This is a genomic window from Rhodococcus sp. BP-332 (assembly GCF_019836065.1).
Lineage (GTDB): Bacteria > Actinomycetota > Actinomycetes > Mycobacteriales > Mycobacteriaceae > Rhodococcoides.
This window is the reverse complement of record NZ_JABUEC010000002.1, coordinates 475732-490705: the sequence shown is the minus strand read 5'-3', so window position 1 is coordinate 490705 and position 14974 is coordinate 475732. Positions and strand designations below refer to the sequence as shown.

Genomic DNA, 14974 nt, shown 5'->3' with positions numbered 1-14974 from the left:
GCAGTCGTGTTCGTTGGCAACTACTCACAGGTCGCGGCACCCTCGGGTCGCCTGTGCTGACCGTAGGCTCGAATCACAGACGTCTCCCGTCGCACGGGTCTCCCGGACCGGCGAGCGCACTCGCGTCACGTACCGATCCCCCAATCTTGGAGCGAACATGAGCTCGCAGAGAATGCTCGACCGAATCCGCCACGACAAGAGGATCTGGGCCCATCGTGTGCTGACGAAGCACGACCAGAACCCGTTCTTCCGCGTCATGAAATCGGTCAACGCGCCGGTCGTCGACGTGGAGGACCGCAGCGTCATCATGCTCGGTTCCAACAATTACCTCGGCCTCGCCGACCATCCGCTGGTGCGCGCGGGAGCCGCTGCGGCACTGGACAAATACGGCGCAACGGTCACGGGCAGCCGGTTGCTCAACGGCACCATCTCGCTGCACACGGAACTCGAGGAAGCGCTCGCCGACTGGCACGGGACCGAGCAGGCGCTGGTCTTCACGACCGGCTACCAGGCGAACCTGGGCGGTATCAGCGCGCTGTGCGGTGTGGGTGACACCATCATCGTCGACTCGGCCGCGCACGCGTCCATCTACGATGCCTGCCGCCTCTCACGTGCCACCATCCGCGCCTTCCGTCACAACCGGGTGGACCTGTTGGAGGAGAAGCTCTCCCGCTCCACCGGCGTCGTCATGGTGGTGGTGGACGGCCTCTACTCGATGCACGGCGACCTGGCCCCGCTCGACGAGATCGCCGCGGTCTGCGAGAAGTACGACGCGGCACTGTTCGTCGACGAGGCGCACAGCGTCGCGGTCATGGGCGCGAAGCGCACCGGTGCCGCCGAGCTGTTCGGTATCGAGGACGACATCGACGCCCGGATGGGCTGCCTCTCCAAGGGACTCGGGTCCTCGGGCGGTTTCGTGGCCGGCTCGAAGGACATCGTGGACGCCATGCGCGTGCATGCGCGCACGTTCCTGTTCACCACCGCGGGCGTGCCTGCTGCCCTCGGCGCGGCGCTCGCCTCCGTGCAGCTCATGCAGACCGAGGAGGGCGCCGAGCGCGCCACCCGCACACTCGCGAACGCGCGCTACCTGCACGACGGGCTCGTGGCGGCCGGTGTCGACGTGCACGCGCCGAGCCCTCTCCCGGACGGTACGGACATGGTCTCGCCCATCGTGCCCGTGAACGTCCGTGACGACCTGCGCACCGTCAACACGTGGCGGAAGCTGTGGGACGCGGGCATCTTCGCATCCGCCGCCATGTTCCCGGCGGTGGCCCGCGACGGTGCACTCCTGCGTCTGTGCGTCCAGCCCGATCACACCACCACCCAGCTCGACTACGTGGTGGAGCAGATGGGCCTGTTCCTCGGCGAGAACTCGTCCACGTCCGAGGCGGCGTCGGCCGAGGTGGGGGCAGCGCTCGCCGCGCCGGCGCCGGCATCGGTCTGACCCGGTGGTGACACAGGTCGACCAGCGCACGACGTACGACTGTGCCGCCGCGGTGCTGCACGCGACCCTCACCGACGAGAGATACTGGCAGGACCGGATCGCCGAGATCGGTGGCGGCAGTCGAGTGGTGGAGCATCGCGTCGAGGAGGGCCTGACCACCTCGGTGGTCGACCAGGACCTCGAGGCGGCGGCACTACCGAAGGCGTTGCAGCGCTTCGCCGGAGCGTCGATGTCGGCACGGTGCACCGAGTCGTGGCAGTCGGTGCGCGAGGACGGGTCCGCGCAGGGCCACTACACCCTGCGGGTCGCCCGGATGCCCGTGGTGATCGACGGGGAACTCGAACTTCTCGCGACCGGAGCGCAGCAGTGCGTGCTCCACTTCGTCGGTACGGTCGACGCGTCGATCCCGGTGATGGGTCCGGTGGTCGAGAAGATCATGGTCGGCGAGATCGACAAGAGTTTCTCCGCCGAGCGCGAGTTCACCCAGTCGTGGCTCGCCCTCCGGACCTGAGCCCTCTCATCTGCGGCGCGGGAGTGCGCGCAGGACCGCCTCCAGCACCTGGCGCTGACCACGGCCGGACGTGACGGTGGTTCCGCGCGGCACCGACACGGTCCGGTAGGAACCCGAGACCGGCTGTGGTGTCTGGTGTTCGACTCCTCGCAGACGTCGGGGCAGGCGCGGTCCGTTCCGTGCGGCGAGCAGACCGTCCGTGCCCGGTACCGCCGTCAGCGTGTCGTCTCCCCGGCGGAGGGCCGCGGCCGTCCGTCGGGTCCTGGTGCGCGGAACCCGCACGAGGACAACGTCGGTCCCCGCGAACTCACCGGCCGCAGCGTCGATCGCCTCGGCTCGTGACCGGCGTCCGGCGCGCCCGCGGATGCCGGTACCGAGACCGTGGCCGGGGGCGTCGAGCAGCACCACCCGCGGGCCGTGATCGGCCAGTGTCCGTGCCAGACCGGTGGCGTACCGCGCATGGGAGCCGCGGGGCAGCGCGAGAACGACCGTCGGGGCCGAGGTGTCGGTCCCCTCGTGGATCTCGGCGTGCACCGAGCCCGTCGACGTGCGGATCTGGCGGTGCTCGCACGAGGAGACCGCGCGATCGAGCTCGGCGCTGAAGGGCTTCATGTCCGGGTCAACGTCGCCCCACGTCCGTACGCGGCGAGTGGCGCCGTCCAGGGCCGCCTCGCACACGTGATGACGGACCGGCGCGTGGCGGGTCGACAGGATGGGGCGCCCGTTGAGCAACACCATGACGGCCGCGGCCTCGGCGGACGACATCGTCGGGGTCCACCCGGTGGCGCGTTCGAAGGCCGTCGAGTCGACGGCCGCCTCGCCCGAGGAGATCCAGTGGCTGGAGAACGGCAGGATGCGGAGCGCGTACGCGAGATCGACCACGGTGCGCAGGACTCGACGCGGGATCGGCAGCACCAACTGGCCCTGCATCGCACCGAGTTCGCGCACCCCGAGCCAGTCGCGCGGACCCAGGTTGAAGGGGCCGTTCACGGGTGTCCGGACGGCCCGGTGGAAGGCGTCGGCCAGGTCGTCCTCGTGCAGGAACTGGTAGCGGGACTGCGCCGGATCGGGGAAGGCCACCACGGACTGCGTGAGGGTGTCGATGCCGTCGTTCGAGAAGTGGGCGCCCACGATGTAGGTGGGGCGCAGCATCGAGATGGTCATGCCGCCCTCGTGCCGGCGCAGCCACCACTCGACGAAGTGTTCCACCTCTGCCTTGTCGAAGAAGTAGTAGCGCAACGGATCCGACGTCGGGAACTCCTCCTCGGTGACGGGTACCGGGAGGTCCTCGCGTCCGTACGCGCTGACACTCGAAGCAATGACCATCGACCGCACACCGGCCCGGTGCGCGCACTCGACGACGTTGCGCGAGCCCTCCAGATTGGTCTCGTGGATCGCGGCCTTGTCGCGCTGCTCCTCCACGACGAAAGCCAGGTGGATCACCACGTCACAGCCTGCGAAGGCAGTCTCGAGTTCGGGGGAGCGGATGTCCATCGCGATCGAGCGGAGTTTCGGGTGCCGCACGCGCGGTGCCCGGCGACCCAGCCCGATGACCCGGTCGATCTCCGGATCATCCAGCAGCACAGGGAGAATGACAGCACCGAAATCGCTCGTCGCACCGGTGACGGCGACGGTCAGGCCGCTCACCGTTCGTCCGAGCTGAACTGTCGGGTGGTGTCCTGTGGGTCCGTCATGACGACTCCTGTGGTGCGGTGGTGGCGGGGAAGCAGGACCGCGACGACGACGGCGCAGGCGAAGACGGCCGCGGCGGCGAGGTAGGACGCCACCTCGGACCCGGCCATCGCGGCTTCCTTCATGGACAGGACGAGGTTGTCGCGCACCGCGGAGAACATCTCGGGGAGCGGGTACTGCTGGATCTGCTGCACGCTGAGGAAGCTGCCGTTCACGTACTCCCGGTCGCGGTCCGAGAGGATTTCCGACGGAATGGTCGCGACGAGTGGGCCGACGGTGGTGTTGTAGTACGACGCGGTCACGGATCCGAGCACCGCGACACCGAGAGTGCCGCCGAGTTCCCGCGTCGTGTCGTTCACGGCCGAGCCGGCGCCGGCCTCGTCGATGGGCACGGAGGACATGATGGACTCGGTCGCGGGACCCTGGATCACGGCGATGCCGACTGCGAGCACGATCATCGTGGGCAGCAACAGCCCGACGTACGAGCTGTCGATGCCGACCTGACCCGCCATGATCATGCCGATGCCCACCAACAGCAGGCCCGCGACGATCACCGGCATGGTGCCGATCCGCTGTGCCAGCGAGGTCGCGGTCGGTGCGCTCACCGCGAGGGCCACCGCGAACGGCAGTGTGGCGACACCGAACTCGAGCGGCGAGTAGCCGCGGACGCCCTGGAAGTACTGGGTGATGAGGAAGACGTACCCGAACAGCGAGAAGTAGGCGACCGAGATCGCGAGCGCCGGCATCGCGAAGGGTCGCAACCGGAACAGGCGCACGTCGAGGATCGGGCTGGACACGCGCGACTGGCGTACGACGAAGGCGGACAACAGAACCAGGGACACCGCGATCCCGCCGAGCGTGGGCACGGTCACCCAACCGTGACCCGGCGCTTCGATGAGTGCGTACACCAGGAGCGAGACCCCCGAGAAGGACAAGGCGACACCGGGCAGATCGAGCGGACCGGTGGCCGCAGCACGTGATTCGGGCACCACGGCGACGATGCCGATCACCGCGACGACGGCGACCGGCACGTTCAGCCAGAACACGGAGTGCCAGGTGAAGTGTTCGATGAGCCACCCACCCGAGACCGGCCCGATCGCGATAGCGACACCGGCGATCGAGGCCCACACCCCGATGGCCACGGCGCGGTCCGCGGGAGTACGGAACAGGTCGATGATCACCGCCAGGGTCGCGGGCAGCGCGGCGGCGGCGAAGACCCCCATCAGTGCGCGCGAGGCGATCAGTTGCGGCAGGTCGTCGGCCACCGCGCCCACCACCGACATCGCGGCGAGACCCACGACGCCGATCAGCAGCATGCGGCGCCGCCCGATGCGGTCGGTGATGTTGCCGAACGCCAGCAGCAGACCGCAGAACGTGAGGATGTACGCGTCGACGATCCACTGCAGCCCCGTGAAGCCGGCGCGGAGGTCGGTGGAGATGTCGGGCAGAGCGACGTTGACGACGGTGTTGTCGAGCACGACCAGCAGCTCGACGAGACAGATTACGAGGAAGGCGATCATCCGCCGCGGTGACGAGAGGAGGTGGGACGACGACCGCGGCGGCGGCGCGGCGTGCCGGCCGGTCATGACGGCGAGTCCGGGCCGCTGCCCGGTGCGGAGCCGACGTCCTTCGTTGCGGCGAGACGGTCCACCGCGCGCTCGTCCGAAGTCTGCGGTGCCAGCATGCCCGTGGTGCGGTACGAGGCGGGGAAGAAGAAGAAGACCAGTGCGGCACAGACGAACACGGCTCCGGCCGCCACGTACGCGGCGATGGACGATCCGCGCAGAGCGGCTTCCTTCATCTCCAGGATCAACTGTGCGCGTTGCGGTTCGAACATCGCGGGCAGGTCTCGCTTCTGGATCTCGATGACACTGAGCACGCTGGACTGCGCGTAGCCCTTCTCGGTCTCGCTCATGATGGCGGTGGGGATCCGTTCGACGAGCGGCCGCACCGTCGACACGTAGTAGGAGGCGACGATCGACCCGAGTACCGCGACACCGAGAGTGCCGCCGATCTCGCGGGTGGTGTCGTTCACCGCGGCACCGGCTCCGGCCTCGTCGAGGGGGAGCGAGGACATGATGGATTCCGTCGCGGGGCCCTGGATGATCGCGATGCCCACCGCGAGCAACAGCATCGCGGGCAGGACGAGCGTCAGGTAGGAGCTGTCGATCTCGACGCGGCCCGCGACGAGCAGTCCCGCGCCGATGAGGACGAGCCCGGTCACGAGAACCGGCATCGTGCCGATCTTCTGCGCGACGATCGTCGACACCGGGGAGCTGACGGCCAGCGCGGCGGCGAAGGGCAGCGTCGCGATGCCGAATGCGAGAGGTGAGTACTCGCGCACTCCCTGGAAGTACTGGGTGATGAGGAACAGGAAGCCGAAGAGACTGAAGAATCCCACCGCGATCGACACGGCCGGCCACGCGAACGGACGGATGCGGAAGAGCGACACGTCGAGCACGGGGGACGAGATGCGTCGCTCCCGCTGGACGAACAGCACGAGGAACACCGCGGCGAGCACGAGACCGCCGATCGTCCGCCACGACGTCCAGCCGAAGTTCGGTGCCTCGATGACCACGAACACCAGCAGGGTGACGCCGGCGATCGACAGGATCACGCCGGGCACGTCGAGCGGGCCCACCGCCGAGGCCTTCGACTCGGGGACGATCAGCACCACGAGCACGACGGCGACGAGGGCGACGGGGACGTTCATCCAGAACACCGAGTGCCAGGAGAAGTGTTCGAGCAGCCAGCCGCCCGACACCGGTCCGATCGCGACGGCCACGCCGGCGATGGACGACCACACGCCGATGGCGAGAGCACGCTCCTGCGGCTTCGGGAACAGGTTGGTGATGACGGCCAGGGTGGCGGGCAGGACCATCGCGGCGAAGACGCCCATGACCGAGCGTGAGGTCAGGACGTGGGCGAGGGAGTCGCCGAGCGCACCGATCACCGACGCGGTGCCCAGGCCCGTGAGGCCGACGACGAGGAACAGCTTGCGCCCGTACCGGTCACCGAGGTTGCCGAACGCCAGGAGCAGGCCGGAGAAGGTGAGGGTGTACGCGTCGACGACCCACTGCAGGCCCGAGATGCCCGTCGCCAACTCGATGCCGATGGACGGCAGCGCCACGTTGATGATGGTCATGTCGAGGACGATGAGGAGTTCGGCGATGCAGATGACGCCGAAGGCCGCGAGTTGGCGACGCCGACCGATCTCGGTGCGGACACCGAACGTCGAGTGCCCCCTCGACCCGGGCGTGCCCGTGTCGTCCTTCGAGCTGCTGCCCATGGCGTGATCCCCCGTATTCCCCCCGGACCCCGCCCGCGGATGCAGCGCGGCGAGTGTCGTGCGCGAGCGCAACGCTAGGTGTCACGACGGCACTGTCGACGCTAACGGCGGGAGCGCGGGAGAAGTCGGTGTGACGTCACAGAGTTGCGTCAGCGAGCCGGTGACGCCGTACGACGCGGCAGGTGGGAGCGCCCGTCCCGCGCCACGCGGCGTGAGCCCGGGCCGCCCGCGCGTGCACCGCCGCCACCAATTTCGGCCTTGTCGGCTCCGTTCCCTCGTGAATCGGGCGTTCATGGGTCACACTTCTATCCGGAGACTGCGGCCAGGTCGGGGGACGTGTTACTGGGCGGTAAGGTCCGTGGTCGTTGCGACCACTCGGCTGGGTTAGAGTGACGCGACGCACACAGGTGTCGACGCGTTCGCGTCGTGTGCGACGAGCAGTGGGAGGGATCCACATGGGTGTCGAGGTTTCGGTCGAGGGATTGACCAAGTCGTTCGGTGTGCAGAAGATCTGGCAGGACGTCACGTTGACGCTCCCGAAGGGTGAGGTCAGTGCTCTCCTGGGGCCGTCCGGTACCGGTAAGTCCGTCTTCCTCAAGTCGCTCATCGGCCTTCTCCGACCGGAGGAGGGTTCGATCGTCGTCGACGGCACGGACATCATGGAGTGCTCGTCCAAGGAGCTCTACGAGATCCGCAAGTTGTTCGGCGTGCTCTTCCAGGACGGCGCCCTCTTCGGCTCCATGAACCTGTACGACAACACCGCCTTCCCGCTTCGTGAGCACACGAAGAAGAAGGAGGACGAGATCCGCAGCATCGTCATGGAGAAGCTCGAGCTGGTCGGTCTGACCGGTGCCGAGAACAAGCTCCCCGGCGAGATCTCGGGCGGTATGCGCAAGCGTGCCGGTCTGGCGCGTGCGCTCGTCCTCGACCCCGAGATCATCCTGGTGGACGAGCCCGACTCGGGCCTCGACCCGGTGCGCACCACCTACATCAGCCAGCTGCTGCTCAACATCAACGCCCAGATCGACGCGACGATGCTGATCGTCACGCACAACATCAATCTCGCGCGCACGGTGCCGGACAACATCGGCATGCTGTTCCGCAAGAACCTCGTCATGTTCGGTCCGCGCGAGGTGCTGCTCACCTCCGACGAGCCCGCCGTGAAGCAGTTCCTGAACGGCACGATGATCGGGCCGATCGGCATGAGCGAGGAGAAGGACGAGGCGCAGATGCGCCAGGAGCAGGCCCTCTCCGATGCCGGCCACAACCTCGGCGGTGTCGAGGACGTGGAGGGCATCATGCCGCAGATGGATCCCACGCCCGGCATGCCGCGTCGTCAGGCCGTGGATCGTCGTCGCGACCGGGTGCGCAGCATCATGCACACCCTGCCCGAGCACGCACAGCACGCCATCCAGCAGAGCCTCGACGAGGCGGACGGCCAGGACGGCCGTCAGGCGGAGCCGGCGTACGCGGGTGCTCAGCAGGGCTACCAGGAGTCGTACGGTCAGCAGTCGGGCCACGACCAGCAGCCGGCCTACGGCAACCAGAGCTACGACCAGGTCCAGAGCTACGACCAGGGTCAGACGTACGACCAGAATCAGGGCTACAGCAACCAGGGGTGGAGTGAGCCCGGCCAGGACCGGAACGACGGTCTCCCTTCCAGTGGCTCGCGGGGCTGACCGAAAACAATGGCTAAAACGAAGAACCCGATTCTCAAGTCGGGCACTGCAGCGCTGGCCCAGGCAGGAAACATCGTCGAACTTCTCGTCGATGTCGCGCGCAACACCTTCCGGCGCCCCTTCCAATTCCGCGAATTCATCGAACAGGCCTGGTTCATCGCCAGTGTCACCATTCTTCCGACCGCGCTGGTCGCCATTCCGTTCGGCGCGGTGGTCTCCCTGCAGACCGGGTCGCTGATCAAGCAGCTCGGCGCCGAGTCCTTCACCGGTGCCGCCAGCGTGCTGGCGGTGGTCCAGCAGGGCAGTCCCATCGTGGTGGCGTTGCTCATCGCGGGTGCGGCGGGATCGGCCGTGACGGCCGACCTCGGTTCACGCACCATCCGCGAGGAGATCGACGCCATGCGGGTGCTCGGCATCGATCCGGTGCAGCGCCTGGTCGTTCCCCGCGTGCTCGCGATGATTCTCGTCGCGCTGCTGCTCAACGGCCTGGTGTCGGTCATCGGCATCGCCGGTGGTTACTTCTTCAACGTGATCCTGCAGGACGGAACGCCCGGCGCGTACCTGGCGTCGTTCTCCACGTTGGCGCAGCTGCCCGACCTGTGGGTCGGTGAGCTCAAGGCCGTCGTGTTCGGTCTCATCGCCGGCGTCATCGCGTCCTACAAGGGGCTGCATCCCAATCCCGGTCCGAAGGGCGTCGGTGAAGCGGTGAACCAGACCGTCGTCATCACGTTCCTGATCCTGTTCTTCGCCAACCTGATCATGACGTTGGTCTACCTGCAGGTCGTCCCTGCGAAGGGAGGGTGAGCGATGACCATCGCTCGTGGTCGTGGAGACCGCACCCTGCTCCGGCTCCGTAGCGCGGCCTCGGCTCCGCTCGGTGTGCTGGACCGTGCCGGTGAACAGATGTCGTTCTACGGACGCGCGATCGGGTGGATCCCGAAGACGGCCGTGCACTACAAGAAGGAGACCCTCCGCCTGCTCGCGGAGGTGACGTTCGGTTCCGGCGCTCTCGCCGTCATCGGCGGCACCATCGGCGTCATCCTGATGATGTCCGGGTTCACCGGTGTCGTCGTCGGTCTGCAGGGCTTCGCGGCGCTCGAACAGCTCGGCAGCCAGGTGCTGACGGGCTTCCTGTCGGCGTACGTGAACACCCGTGAGATCGCGCCCATCGTGGCGTCCCTCGCGCTGTCCGCGACCGTCGGCTGCGGCTTCACCGCCCAGCTCGGCGCCATGCGCATCTCCGAGGAGATCGACGCACTCGAGGTCATGGCCGTTCCGTCCGTGCCGTTCCTGGTGTCGACGCGCATGATCGCCGGATTCATCGCCGTCATTCCGCTGTACATCGTCGGCCTGCTGTCCGCCTATCTCGCGTCCCGCTTGGTGAGCACCGTCTTCAACGGTCAGTCACCGGGCTCGTACGACCATTACTTCACGCTCTTCCTGCCCCCGGAGGACGTGCTCTACTCCTTCGCCAAGGTGCTGGTCTTCGCCTTCGTGCTCATCATGATCCACTGCTACTACGGCTACACCGCGTCGGGCGGACCCGCCGGCGTCGGCGTGGCCGTCGGTCGTGCCGTGCGCGCCGCACTGGTCACGGTCGCGGTGCTGAACTTCTTCCTGAGCCTCGCCATCTGGGGCACCACGACGACGGTGAGGGTCGCCGGATGAACCACGCTCCGTCGGCGACACGTCGTCGCCTCCTCGGAATCGGATTCCTGCTCGTCGTCGTTCTCTTCGTCGCCTGGAGCATCACGACCTTCAACAAGACGTTCAAGGACGTCGTCATGGTCGACCTGATCACCGACACCGTCGGCAACGCGCTGCCCGCCAACGCGGACGTGAAGGCGCGCGGGATGATCGTCGGCGAGGTGCGGTCCGCCACCACCGAGAACGGTGAGGTCACGTCCGAGCTGGCACTCGATCCCGGTCTCGTGGGCACCATCCCCTCCAACGTCACCGCCAGGTTGCTGCCGAAGACGCTCTTCGGCGAGCGCTACGTCGCGCTCCAGATCCCCGAGAACTCCGCCGGCGCCAGCCCTCTCGCCGAGGGCGCGGTGATCCGTCAGGACACCAGCGGCAACGCGGTCGAGGTCGGGCAGCTGCTCGACTCGCTGCTCCCGCTCCTCGACGCCATCCCGCCGCAGGATCTCGCCAACACGCTCGGTGCGCTGTCGCAGGCTCTCGAGGGCAACGGCGAGCGGCTCGGTCTGACTCTCGACCGGCTCGAGGAGATCTTCTCGGGTCTGAACGACGAGCTGCCGAACATCCAGCAGGATCTCGTCGGCATCGCCGACCTGTCGGAGACGTACTCGACCGCGGCTCCGGATCTGATCGACGCGCTCGACAACCTGCGCGTCACCGGGAACACGGTGGTGGAGAAGCAGAACGACGTCACCACGCTCCTGGCGAGCGCCACCGCGTCGTCGGGCTCGCTGGCCGACCTGGTGCAGACCAACGCCGAGTCCATCGTGTCCATCGCGGCGGACTCCCGCGAGGCGCTCGAACTGCTCGCCGAGTTCTCCCCGTCGTTCGGCTGCACGTTCACCGAGTTCGTCCGTGTCGCCGACGAGGCGAAGAAGATCCTCTCGGTCGACGACGCGTACCCCGGCGTCCGCGCGTCGATCAACTTCGTCAACCCCAAGGGGCGCTACATCCCCAACCAGGACGAGCCGCGACTGTTCGACACCCGTGGCCCGTCGTGCTTCGAGAACGTGACCACACCCGGCAAGTTCTTCCCGCAGTACCCGGGAAGCGGCGTCAACGACGGCTCCTACCAGGTGCCGTCGCGCAACCCCGGCCCCGCGGTCGACCCCGGCGCACTGCCCAACCCGCTGCAGTCGCCCGTCCCGGCGGCCTACGCCGGATCGGACATCGAACGGGACACGCTGGCGGTGGTCTACGGCGGAGGCTCCGGCATCTCCCCGGACCACGTCCCCGCGTGGACCACCCTGGTGGGCGCTCCGGCGCTCCGCGGCACGGAAGTGAGTGTGCGATGAGAGGCCTAGCGGCACCGCTGATCAAGCTGATCATCTTCGCGGTGGTGACCATTCTGGCGACGGCCGCCCTGGCGTTGACCATCGCCAACGGGGCCGGGTCCGGCAAGACCAAGTTCTCGGCCATCTTCACCGACGTCTCCTCGCTCAACGAGGGCGACGAGGTGCGCATCGCCGGCGTGCGCGTCGGCCAGGTGGAGAAGATCGAGATCCACGAGCGTGACCTGGCTCAGGTGGACTTCGCGCTGACCGAGCGTGAATGGCTGCCGGCCTCCACCACCGCGACCATCCGCTACCGGAACCTGATCGGGCAGCGCTACATCGCGCTCGAGCAGGGCACGGGCGATCAGGGCGAGAAGATCACCAGCGGAGCCACCATCCCGCTCGATCGGACGTCCCCCGCGGTGAACCTGACGACGCTGTTCAACGGCTTCCGTCCGCTGTTCCAGACGCTGACGGCCGACGACGTGAACAAGCTGTCGTACGAGATCATCCAAGTCTTCCAGGGTGAGTCGGGCACCATCGGCGATCTGGTGCGCGACACCGCGAGCCTGACCAACACGGTCGCGGACAAGGATCAGGTCATCGGTGCGGTCATCGACAACCTCAACGGGGTCCTCGACACGGTGAACCAGCACGACAAGGAACTCGACCAGTTGATCGTGAACACCCAGGCGCTGGTGTCGGGGCTGTCGGCGGATCGTGACACCGTCGGCTCGGCGGTCACCTCGCTGGCCGGTCTGACCGACGCGACAGCGGATCTGCTCGAGCCGACCCGTCCGTCCATCCAGTCGGCCATCTCGTCCATCGACGGACTGTCGACCAAGATCAACAATCGGCAGCAGGACTTCGACAACATCCTGTCGAACTTCCCGGTCAAGCTCGAGAAGCTGATCCGCGTCGCCAGCTACGGCTCGTGGTTCCAGTTCTACCTGTGCGGCATCGACATCGTCGCCGGGCCGGGCTACGCGCCGCAGCTCAACCTCCCGACAGGACTGCCCACCATCAATCAGCCGCTGTACACCAACTCCGCGAAGCGTTGCGCCGCAGGAGGTATCTCGTGACGAAACGCAAGCCCGCGGTGCTGGGTGCCCTCGGCATCTTCATCATCCTGATGGCGACGCTGTCCGCGTTCTTCCTCGACTCGCTGCCGATCATCGGTGCCGGATCGAAGTACACCGCGAACTTCTCCGAAGCGGCCGGTCTGCGTGCCAGCAACGAGGTGCGGATCGCCGGCGTGAAGGTCGGCAAGGTCACCGACGTCGCCCTCGACGGCGACAAGGTGAAGGTCGAGTTCACGGTCAGTGACGCGTGGGTCGGCGACAAGACGTCGGCGTCCATCCAGATCAAGACGCTGCTCGGCCAGAAGTTCCTCTCGCTCGAGCCCAAGGGCGAGGAGCGGCTGAACCCGCGCGACGCGATCCCGATCGACCGCACGACGGCCCCCTACGACGTCATCGACGCGTTCTCCGACGCCGCCCGCACCACCGGCGACATCGACACGACGCAGCTCGCGACGAGCATGGAGACGCTGTCGCAGGCGTTCTCCGAGACGCCGGAGAACATCCGCGCCTCGCTCGACGGTGTCACGCGGTTGTCCGAGACCATCTCCTCCCGTGACGACGAGCTGAGCAAGCTCTTCGCCGCTACCGACAAGACGACGCAGGTCCTCGCCGACCGCAACCAGGAGTTCACCAAGCTGATCGGTGACGCCTCGGTCCTGTTGCAGGAGTTGAACAATCGGCAGCAGTCCATCTCGCAGCTGCTCATCGGCACGCAGCGGGTGTCCACTCAGCTGACCGGTCTGATCCGCGACAACGAGGCACAGATCGGGCCCGCACTCCAGTCGCTGGGTCAGGTCATCGACACCCTGAAGACCAACAACCAGAACATCGCCGAGGCGATCAAGCTGTACTCGCCCTTCGTCCGGCTGTACACCAACATCGTCGGTAACGGCCGCTGGTTCGATCAGGTCATCGTCAACACCTTCCCGCCCGGTCTCCCGGACATTCCGGGATACCGTGAGCCGATTCGCACCCTCGGTGTGGATCCCGTCCGTAGTCCGGGAGCAGGCCAGTGACCGCATCCACCGACCAGGAAGCCCCGTCGAACGGCGGCTTCTTCAGCAAGCGCAACCTGGGAATCATCGCTGCCGTCGTCGCTGTCGTGGTGCTGGTCGTGTTCGCGCTGTGGTGGGCCTTCACCCGCCTCGGTACCACCACCATCACGTCGTACTTCGACAAGACGGTCGGCGTGTACGAGGGCACCGAGGTTCGCGTCCTCGGCGTCAAGGTCGGCACCGTCACCAAGGTCGAGGGCCTGGGCGATCAGGTGCAGGTCGACATGCGCGTCGATCGCGGCGTCGACATCCCCGCCGATGCCCGCGCCGTCCAGCTCGCACCGTCCGTCGTCGCCGACCGCTACGTCCAGCTCGCGCCGGCGTACACCGGCGGCGAGAAGATGGAGTCCGGTGCCGTGATCCCACGCGAGCGCACGGCCACTCCCGTCGAGGTCGACGAGCTGTACAAGAGCATCGACGAGCTGTCGGCCGCGCTCGGACCGAACGGTGCCAACCAGAACGGCGCCGTCTCCGACCTCGTGACCACCGGCGCGCAGAACCTGGCCGGAAACGGTGAGGCGCTGAACGATTCGCTGACCCAGCTCTCCGGTGCCGTCGAGACGCTCGACTCGTACCGCGGCGATCTGTTCGGCACGATCCAGAATCTGCAGACGTTCGTCAGTGCACTGTCGGCGAACGACCAGCAGGTGCGTGCCTTCAACAATCAGCTGTCCTCGCTGACGAGCTTCCTGGCGGGGGAGCGGGAGAACCTCGGTCTCGCGCTGAACCAGCTCTCGGTCACGCTCGGTGACGTCGCGACCTTCGTGCGGGACAACCGGGACCAGCTGTCCAACGATCTCGACGACCTCGCTCCGACCACGCAGTTGCTCGCCGACAACCGCCAGAACCTGGCGGACACGTTGACGCTGCTGCCGCTGGCCGTCGCGAACGTCGCGAACTCCTACAACGCCGAGTCCGGATCGTTGGACGCGCGCCTGATCTTCCAGGAGTTCCAGGATCCGAAGACGTTCTTCTGCAATCTCATCGATCTGCAGAAGCTGCGCCCGGGCGATCCGCAGTTCGAGGCGCTCGGCCGTCAGATGCAGCCGATCGTCGACAACTGCGGCGCGATCATCGACCAGGCCGTCGCCGGTGTGAAGACGCCGACGCTGGTCCTGCCGTTCGGGTTGCTCAGCGCGGACAACATCCAGCGCAACGTCGAGCCCGGCACCGTGCCCGGTGTCGAATCGCCGCGGGTCGACGACCTGCAGCTTCCGGGCCTGAACATTCCTGCGGAAGGGGAGTGA

General features: G+C 67.2%; 12 protein-coding genes. 9 read left to right on the top strand and 3 right to left on the bottom strand.

The features are described from left to right. Nucleotides 1–157: 157 nt before the first annotated feature. Both HQ314_RS07860 and HQ314_RS07855 read left to right on the top strand, forming a co-directional pair. On the top strand, nt 158–1444 hold the full coding sequence (locus HQ314_RS07860) for an aminotransferase class I/II-fold pyridoxal phosphate-dependent enzyme (RefSeq protein ID WP_261775725.1): 1287 nt from the start codon (nt 158–160) through the stop codon (nt 1442–1444). 4 nt (nt 1445–1448) lie between these two features. Beyond that, nucleotides 1449–1955, top strand: a complete 507-nt coding sequence (locus HQ314_RS07855; protein ID WP_027504565.1) for a DUF2505 domain-containing protein — start codon at nt 1449–1451, stop codon at nt 1953–1955. Between the two features lie 6 nt (nt 1956–1961). On the opposite strand, the gene HQ314_RS07850 is transcribed toward HQ314_RS07855, so the two are convergent. From HQ314_RS07850 to HQ314_RS07840, 3 genes are read right to left on the bottom strand one after another with little or no spacing between them, the layout of a single operon-like run. Next, nucleotides 1962–3602, bottom strand: coding sequence for an NAD-dependent epimerase/dehydratase family protein (locus HQ314_RS07850; protein ID WP_222649767.1), 1641 nt, complete (start codon nt 3600–3602; stop codon nt 1962–1964). Continuing rightward, nucleotides 3599–5233 (bottom strand): MFS transporter, encoded by a 1635-nt coding sequence (locus tag HQ314_RS07845; protein ID WP_056441696.1) that lies wholly within the window; start codon nt 5231–5233, stop codon nt 3599–3601. Before HQ314_RS07845 ends, HQ314_RS07850 begins: the two co-directional genes overlap by 4 nt. Next, nucleotides 5230–6936 (bottom strand): MFS transporter, encoded by a 1707-nt coding sequence (locus tag HQ314_RS07840; protein WP_222645484.1) that lies wholly within the window; start codon nt 6934–6936, stop codon nt 5230–5232. Before HQ314_RS07840 ends, HQ314_RS07845 begins: the two co-directional genes overlap by 4 nt. A 455-nt stretch (nt 6937–7391) precedes the next feature. Between HQ314_RS07840 and HQ314_RS07835 the strand changes: the two genes are divergently transcribed. Genes HQ314_RS07835 through HQ314_RS07805 form a run of 7 tightly spaced genes read left to right on the top strand, consistent with a single transcriptional unit; the run spans nt 7392 to nt 14974 of the window. Further along, nucleotides 7392–8615 carry an ABC transporter ATP-binding protein gene (locus HQ314_RS07835; RefSeq protein WP_056442352.1) on the top strand — a complete coding sequence of 408 codons (1224 nt, stop codon included), beginning with the start codon at nt 7392–7394 and terminating at the stop codon, nt 8613–8615. Between the two features lie 9 nt (nt 8616–8624). Further along, nucleotides 8625–9419, top strand: coding sequence for an ABC transporter permease (locus HQ314_RS07830; RefSeq protein WP_027504566.1), 795 nt, complete (start codon nt 8625–8627; stop codon nt 9417–9419). Between the two features lie 3 nt (nt 9420–9422). Next, nucleotides 9423–10283, top strand: a complete 861-nt coding sequence (locus HQ314_RS07825; RefSeq protein WP_027504567.1) for an ABC transporter permease — start codon at nt 9423–9425, stop codon at nt 10281–10283. Then, nucleotides 10280–11611, top strand: coding sequence for an MCE family protein (locus HQ314_RS07820; protein ID WP_222649766.1), 1332 nt, complete (start codon nt 10280–10282; stop codon nt 11609–11611). The genes HQ314_RS07825 and HQ314_RS07820 overlap by 4 nt, the downstream gene beginning before the upstream one ends. Further along, complete coding sequence (locus HQ314_RS07815) at nt 11608–12672, top strand: MCE family protein (protein WP_222639268.1); 1065 nt, start codon at nt 11608–11610, stop codon at nt 12670–12672. The genes HQ314_RS07820 and HQ314_RS07815 overlap by 4 nt, the downstream gene beginning before the upstream one ends. Then, the gene (locus tag HQ314_RS07810) at nt 12669–13688 is read left to right on the top strand and encodes an MCE family protein (protein WP_037184706.1); all 1020 of its coding nucleotides are present in this window, start codon (nt 12669–12671) and stop codon (nt 13686–13688) included. The genes HQ314_RS07815 and HQ314_RS07810 overlap by 4 nt, the downstream gene beginning before the upstream one ends. A gap of 56 nt (nt 13689–13744) precedes the next feature. After that, nucleotides 13745–14974 carry an MCE family protein gene (locus HQ314_RS07805; RefSeq protein ID WP_261781554.1) on the top strand — a complete coding sequence of 410 codons (1230 nt, stop codon included), beginning with the start codon at nt 13745–13747 and terminating at the stop codon, nt 14972–14974.

Bases quoted from the DNA above. Each gene is read 5' to 3' on its own strand.
- HQ314_RS07845 (WP_056441696.1), bottom strand. From the start codon at position 5,233: ATGACCGGCCGGCACGCCGCGCCGCCGCCGCGGTCGTCGTCCCACCTC.
- HQ314_RS07825 (WP_027504567.1), top strand. From the start codon at position 9,423: ATGACCATCGCTCGTGGTCGTGGAGACCGCACCCTGCTCCGGCTCCGT.
- HQ314_RS07815 (WP_222639268.1), top strand. From the start codon at position 11,608: ATGAGAGGCCTAGCGGCACCGCTGATCAAGCTGATCATCTTCGCGGTG.
- HQ314_RS07860 (WP_261775725.1), top strand. From the start codon at position 158: ATGAGCTCGCAGAGAATGCTCGACCGAATCCGCCACGACAAGAGGATC.
- HQ314_RS07835 (WP_056442352.1), top strand. From the start codon at position 7,392: ATGGGTGTCGAGGTTTCGGTCGAGGGATTGACCAAGTCGTTCGGTGTG.
- HQ314_RS07820 (WP_222649766.1), top strand. From the start codon at position 10,280: ATGAACCACGCTCCGTCGGCGACACGTCGTCGCCTCCTCGGAATCGGA.
- HQ314_RS07830 (WP_027504566.1), top strand. From the start codon at position 8,625: ATGGCTAAAACGAAGAACCCGATTCTCAAGTCGGGCACTGCAGCGCTG.
- HQ314_RS07840 (WP_222645484.1), bottom strand. From the start codon at position 6,936: ATGGGCAGCAGCTCGAAGGACGACACGGGCACGCCCGGGTCGAGGGGG.